The 5,137-nt window shown below is 64.3% G+C and carries 6 protein-coding genes; 4 read left to right on the top strand and 2 right to left on the bottom strand.

The annotated features are described in order from the left end of the window. Positions 1–646 precede the first annotated feature (646 nt). Complete coding sequence (locus V8683_RS31110) at positions 647–1,102, top strand: DUF1269 domain-containing protein (protein WP_411192279.1); 456 nt, start codon at positions 647–649, stop codon at positions 1,100–1,102. Positions 1,103–1,105: 3 nt separating this feature from the next. On the opposite strand, the gene V8683_RS31105 is transcribed toward V8683_RS31110, so the two are convergent. After that, positions 1,106–1,441, bottom strand: coding sequence for a DUF6566 family protein (locus V8683_RS31105; RefSeq protein ID WP_411192278.1), 336 nt, complete (start codon positions 1,439–1,441; stop codon positions 1,106–1,108). 85 nt (positions 1,442–1,526) lie between these two features. On the opposite strand from V8683_RS31105, the gene V8683_RS31100 reads away from it, so the two are divergent. From V8683_RS31100 to cydB, 3 genes are all read left to right on the top strand, one after another. Continuing rightward, positions 1,527–1,670, top strand: a complete 144-nt coding sequence (locus tag V8683_RS31100; protein WP_411192277.1) for a hypothetical protein — start codon at positions 1,527–1,529, stop codon at positions 1,668–1,670. 242 nt (positions 1,671–1,912) lie between these two features. After that, positions 1,913–3,301 carry a cytochrome ubiquinol oxidase subunit I gene (locus tag V8683_RS31095; RefSeq protein WP_411192276.1) on the top strand — a complete coding sequence of 463 codons (1,389 nt, stop codon included), beginning with the start codon at positions 1,913–1,915 and terminating at the stop codon, positions 3,299–3,301. A 4-nt stretch (positions 3,302–3,305) separates the two neighbouring features. Next, on the top strand, positions 3,306–4,313 hold the full coding sequence (gene cydB, locus V8683_RS31090; protein ID WP_411192275.1) for a cytochrome d ubiquinol oxidase subunit II: 1,008 nt from the start codon (positions 3,306–3,308) through the stop codon (positions 4,311–4,313). Between the two features lie 17 nt (positions 4,314–4,330). Here the strand turns inward: cydB and V8683_RS31085 are convergent. Next, the coding region (locus V8683_RS31085; protein WP_462880741.1) for a M20/M25/M40 family metallo-hydrolase at positions 4,331–5,137 on the bottom strand (807 nt) is incomplete at its 5' end.

Raw genomic sequence — 5,137 nt, 5'->3', positions numbered from 1 at the left:
GGCCGCCGCCTACGATCACCACGTCGTATTCCATCGATTCGCGTGGGCCGTATTGTGCGATCAGGTCATTCGAATTCATGCTGAGTCTCCCCCGGGCCCGCTTCAGAACGGCTCTCCGGCAACCGCGGGCACGCCTGCGCCAGCTTGCGCGCCCTACCTCGATGGATATGGCAAACCTTGCCAGCGCGCTTCCGTGAATCGCCGCAGCGCGGTTTCGATACCCGGCAACGCGGCGTCATGGCGAACCCTGTGTTCAAACGATATCACGAGCATCCGGTGCGGCCAGCCGCCAAAGGCGAGCGCCCCGGAATCGTGTCGTGGCTATCGTAGCTTCAAAGGGAAGTGCCGGGACTGTCCAATCCGGCCCATCTAGTGACATATCTGGCCACGTTGACCCTCGGCGCTATTCCGCACGCCAGGACTGGAGACAGCATTTTGTAAAAGACCCCCGATCGCACGCGCACTCATGAGCGCGGTCGGCATTGCCGCACCGCACTGCATCGGCGAAACGAGCCTATCGGAAAACATCGGGCGCAGGATCGTCGAAGCATTCGACCGATAATCCGTATCGGTAGATTTAATCTGCCATGCGCGCGCCAACTGCGTATCTTTAGTGAGTGCCGTTCATCCGCCAAGGAGCGTCAACATGACCCAAGAACTGATTGCCGCCACTTTCGACAATCCGGACATGGCGCAACGAGCCGCCCGCGACCTCCACAATTTCGAAAAAGACGGCGACGGGTTCAAGATCGAAAGCGGCGTGATGGTCGAGAAAGGCGCGGACGGCAAGGCGACCGTACTCGAGCAGTACACCGAATCGTACTGGGGCACGGTCATCGGCGCCGTGACCGGGGGGCTCGTCGGCCTGCTCGGCGGCCCGGCCGGTGCGATTGCCGGGGTAGCTGCCGGGGCCGCTGCGGGACTCGCGGGCCATGCTGTCGAGCACGTGCTCGACAGCAAGCTCACGAGCGCGATCGAAACCGAGTTGCAGGCCGGAAACGTCGCACTGATCCTCGAAACCCGCGAGCCGCCCCTCGACGAGGTTGAAGAAGTCGTCCGGGGCTATGGCGGCCAGATCTTTACGCAGCCGCTATCGTGGTGAGAACTAACGCGCCGCCAGCTCGCGCAGGATCTGCTCGGCCTCCTGCGTGGCCTCGATCCTGAAGAACCACTGCTCGGCGCGGGCCCGCAGCGCCACCCACGAGCGGTCCTGCGGATCGCGCATCATGTGGCCGATGAACCGGCATCCCCGCTCGATCCCGTCACGGTTGGCCTCGGCCTCCGTCAACCACTCCGGTTGCACCGTATCGGGGCTGCAGGTTGCAAAGAGCCGGCCCTCGTGATGGATCTCGACGTGGGCAATCCATCCGCCGAGCCGGTTGCACCTGGACCGCGCGCTAATGTCGAACCCGTAGCACGCGGCTTGTTCGTTCTGTGCCATGGTTGGCTCCTGGTTTGATCGGCGGCGCGACCCGGTGCCATAATGCCCTGTCGAGCATGGCTAAACATCCGGTGAGGGCACAACGATGAAGCGCGAACCCACAGAGCGTGGTCGCGGTTTCCTGCACGACCTGAAGTGGATCGCCATTCTCTGGTGCGTCGGCGTGGGCGGCGCCCTGCTGCTTACGCTTCCATTTCACCTGCTCGTGACCGCGATGATCCACAAGTAGCCTGCGGCCTTCGCCAGACGAGAACCCGCCGGCTCGCCACGCCGCCCCTGAATTCGCGCCGGATGCGAGGCGATGTGCCTGGATGTCCGGCAATCGTAACTCCAAACGCAACAGGCGAAATGTTCACTGCGACCTTCATTGCCCATTCCATTGTCGTTCGCGACTCGCGGCGGCGTGCACGATGCAAGGCGGGAGCGCGCTGCCCGTCGAAACGCAGGCGTTACCTGGAGCTCTGATCCATCATGCAAATCTTCGACGCCTTTCATCTGGCCAGGCTGCAGTTTGCGTTCACGGTTTCGTTTCATATCGTCTTTCCCGCCATCAGCATCGGCATGGCGAGCTTTCTCGCCGTGCTCGAATGGCGCCTTTTGATGACCGGCGACGCGGCCTACAAGGACATGTACCGCTTCTGGTCGAAGATCTTCGCGGTAGGGTTCGGCATGGGCGTCGTCTCCGGCGTGGTGATGGCCTACGAGTTCGGCACGAACTGGAGCGGCTTTGCCCTGGCTGCCGGCAACATCACCGGGCCGCTCCTGACCTACGAAGTGCTCACCGCCTTCTTTCTCGAAGCTGGCTTTCTCGGCGTCATGTTGTTCGGCTGGAATCGCGTGAGTCCGAAGGGGCATTTCTTCGCGACGCTGATGGTCGCGGTCGGCACCCTGATCTCCACGTTCTGGATACTCGCGTCCAACAGCTTCATGCAGACGCCGCAGGGCTATGCCGTCGAAAACGGCCGCCTCGTGCCGGTGGACTGGTTCAAGGTCATCTTCAATCCCTCGTTTCCGTTCCGGCTCGCGCACATGACGATTGCGGCGTTCATCGTCGCCGCCTTCATCGTGGCGGCCTGCGGCGCCTGGCACCTGCTGCACGGGCGGCGCGACGTGCCCGTCAGGCGCAGCTTTTCGATGGCGCTCGGCATTCTGCTCGTGCTCGCGCCCGTACAGATCTTCGTGGGCGACGCGCACGGCCTGAACACGCGCGAGTACCAGCCGGCCAAGATCGCCGCCATCGAAGGGCTATGGGAGACCGAGCACGGCGGCACGGCGCTCAACCTCGTGGGCCTGCCGGACATGAAGGCGGAAGTCACGCGCTACGCCGTGCGGATTCCGCATCTGGGCAGCCTGATCCTCACGCATAGTTGGGACGGCGAAATTCGCGGGCTCAAGGAGTTTGCGCCGCAGGACCGCCCTTACTCGCCCATCATCTTCTGGACCTTCCGGCTCATGGCGGGCCTTGGCATGCTGATGCTGCTGACCGCCCTGCTCGGTCTGTGGCTGCGCTTGCGCGGGCGCCTCTATGAAACGCGCTGGTTCCAGTGGCTCGTGTTCTGCATGGGGCCCTCGGGCATCGTGGCGCTGCTGGCCGGCTGGATCACGACCGAAGTCGGCCGCCAGCCGTGGACCGTCTACGGCGTGGTGCGCACCATCGATTCCGTGTCGCCCATCGGCGCCCAGCAGGCCGGCGTATCGCTGCTGATCCTCGTGATCGTGTATTTCCTCGTGTTCGGCTCGGGCGTCTACTACATGTTGAAGATGATGAAAAAGGGCCCGGCGGAAGGCACCGAAAGCCGCGAATCGCTGAAGCATCCGGGATTGCACAACCGGGCGCTGGACGCCGTGACAGGAGAGTGACGCCATGCAAATCGATCTCCCCGTGATCTGGGCCGCCATCATCGGCCTCGGCGTCTTCATCTACGTGATGCTCGACGGCTTCGACCTCGGCATCGGGCTGCTATTCCCGTTCTTCGAAGGCAAGGGGGAACGCGAGGTCATGCTCAACACCGTCGCGCCAGTCTGGGACGGCAACGAAACCTTTCTCGTGCTGGGCGGCGCCGGCCTGTATGGCGCGTTTCCCGTGGTCTACGCCACGCTGCTGCCGGCCAACTACATGCCGCTCATCCTCATGGTCGTCGGGCTCATCTTCCGCGGCGCGGCGTTCGAGTTGCGCGCCAAGGCCAACCGCACGCAGCACGCGTGGGACCTGGCGTTCATGGGCGGCTCGGCGCTCGCGGCGATGTGCCAGGGCATCGTGCTCGGGTCGCTGCTGCAAGGCATCAAGATTGTCGACGACCGCTTCGCCGGCGACCCGTTCGACTGGTTCTCGCCGTTCAGCGTGTTCTGCGGTTTCGGTGTCCTGATCACCTATGCGACGCTGGCTTGCGGCTGGCTCATTCTCAAGACCGATGGCGAACTGCAGCGCAAGATGCGCCAGTTGATGCGTCCGCTCGCCATCGTGCTGCTCGCGGCCATCGTCATCGTGAGCCTGTGGACGGTGCTGGGCCTGCCAGCCGTCGAGGCGCGCTGGTTCGCCAGCGGCAATCTCGGCTGGTTCCTGCCCGTGCCCGTACTCGTCGTCGCCTGCGTGTGGGGCATCCTGCGCTCCGTGGCGCGCCGCCACGAAGCCACGCCGTTCCTCCTCACGCTCGCGATCTGCTTTCTGGGCTTCACGGGGCTCGTCATCAGCATCTGGCCGAACATCGTCCCGCCCTCGCTCACGATCTGGGAGGCTTCGTCGAGCCATTCCAGCCAGCTCTTCACGCTGGTGGGCACGGTCATCGTGCTGCCGGTCATCCTGGTCTACAACGCCATGCAGTATCGCGTGTTTCGCGGCAAGGTGCGGGAAGGGGATCCGGGCTATCACTAAGCCTTCCCGGGGCGCCGCTAACGTTGAGGGCGCTCCAGGTAATCGCCAAGACGCGCCAGCATCGCATCGCAGCCCGCAAGCTGTGCCGTGCTGATGAATTCGTCGGGCTTATGCCCCTGGTCCATGCTTCCGGGGCCGCAAACCACCGTCGGGATTCCGGCCTGTTCGAACAGCCCGCCTTCGGTGCCGAACGCCACCGTGTCGAACTCCGTCGATCCGGTCAGCAGCGCCAGTAGCCGCGCCGCTTCGCTATCGGGCGGCGTGGCGAGTCCCGGGTAAGCGCTCAGCGACTGGAAACGCACCTCCGTCCCAAGATGCACGGCCCGCATGGCCGGCAGCAAATCGCGTTCCGCATAGCCTTGCAGTTGGTCCGCCACCTCCCGGGCATCGAAATCGGGCAGCGCCCGCACTTCGAAATCGAACTCGCATTCGGCGGGCACGATGTTCAGCGCGCGTCCACCCTTGATCACACCCGTCTGCACGGTCGAATACGGCGGATCGAAACGGGTATCGTGATGTTCGGGCGCAGCCAGTTGGGCTCCGATCTCGTCCAGGCGCCCGATCAGGCGCGCCGCATACTGGATCGCGTTGACGCCATACGGCGCATAGGCCGAGTGGCAGGCGGCGCCCTTCACGTGGCAACGCATCGCGAGCTTGCCCTTGTGGCCCAGCACCGGCTTGAGCGCGGTCGGTTCGCCGATCAGGCAGAGCCGCGGCCGGTGCGGGCGCCGTGCCAGTTCGGCCAGCATCGGCCGCACGCCGAGGCAGCCCGAGTTATCGTCGGAAGTGGTGTATGCGGCGTAGGGAGGAGGCAGGAGAAGGCG

Source organism: Paraburkholderia sp. AV2, from assembly GCF_054968425.1.
The sequence above is the reverse complement of the archived record's forward strand: the minus strand, read 5'-3'. Positions and strand labels throughout refer to the sequence as shown.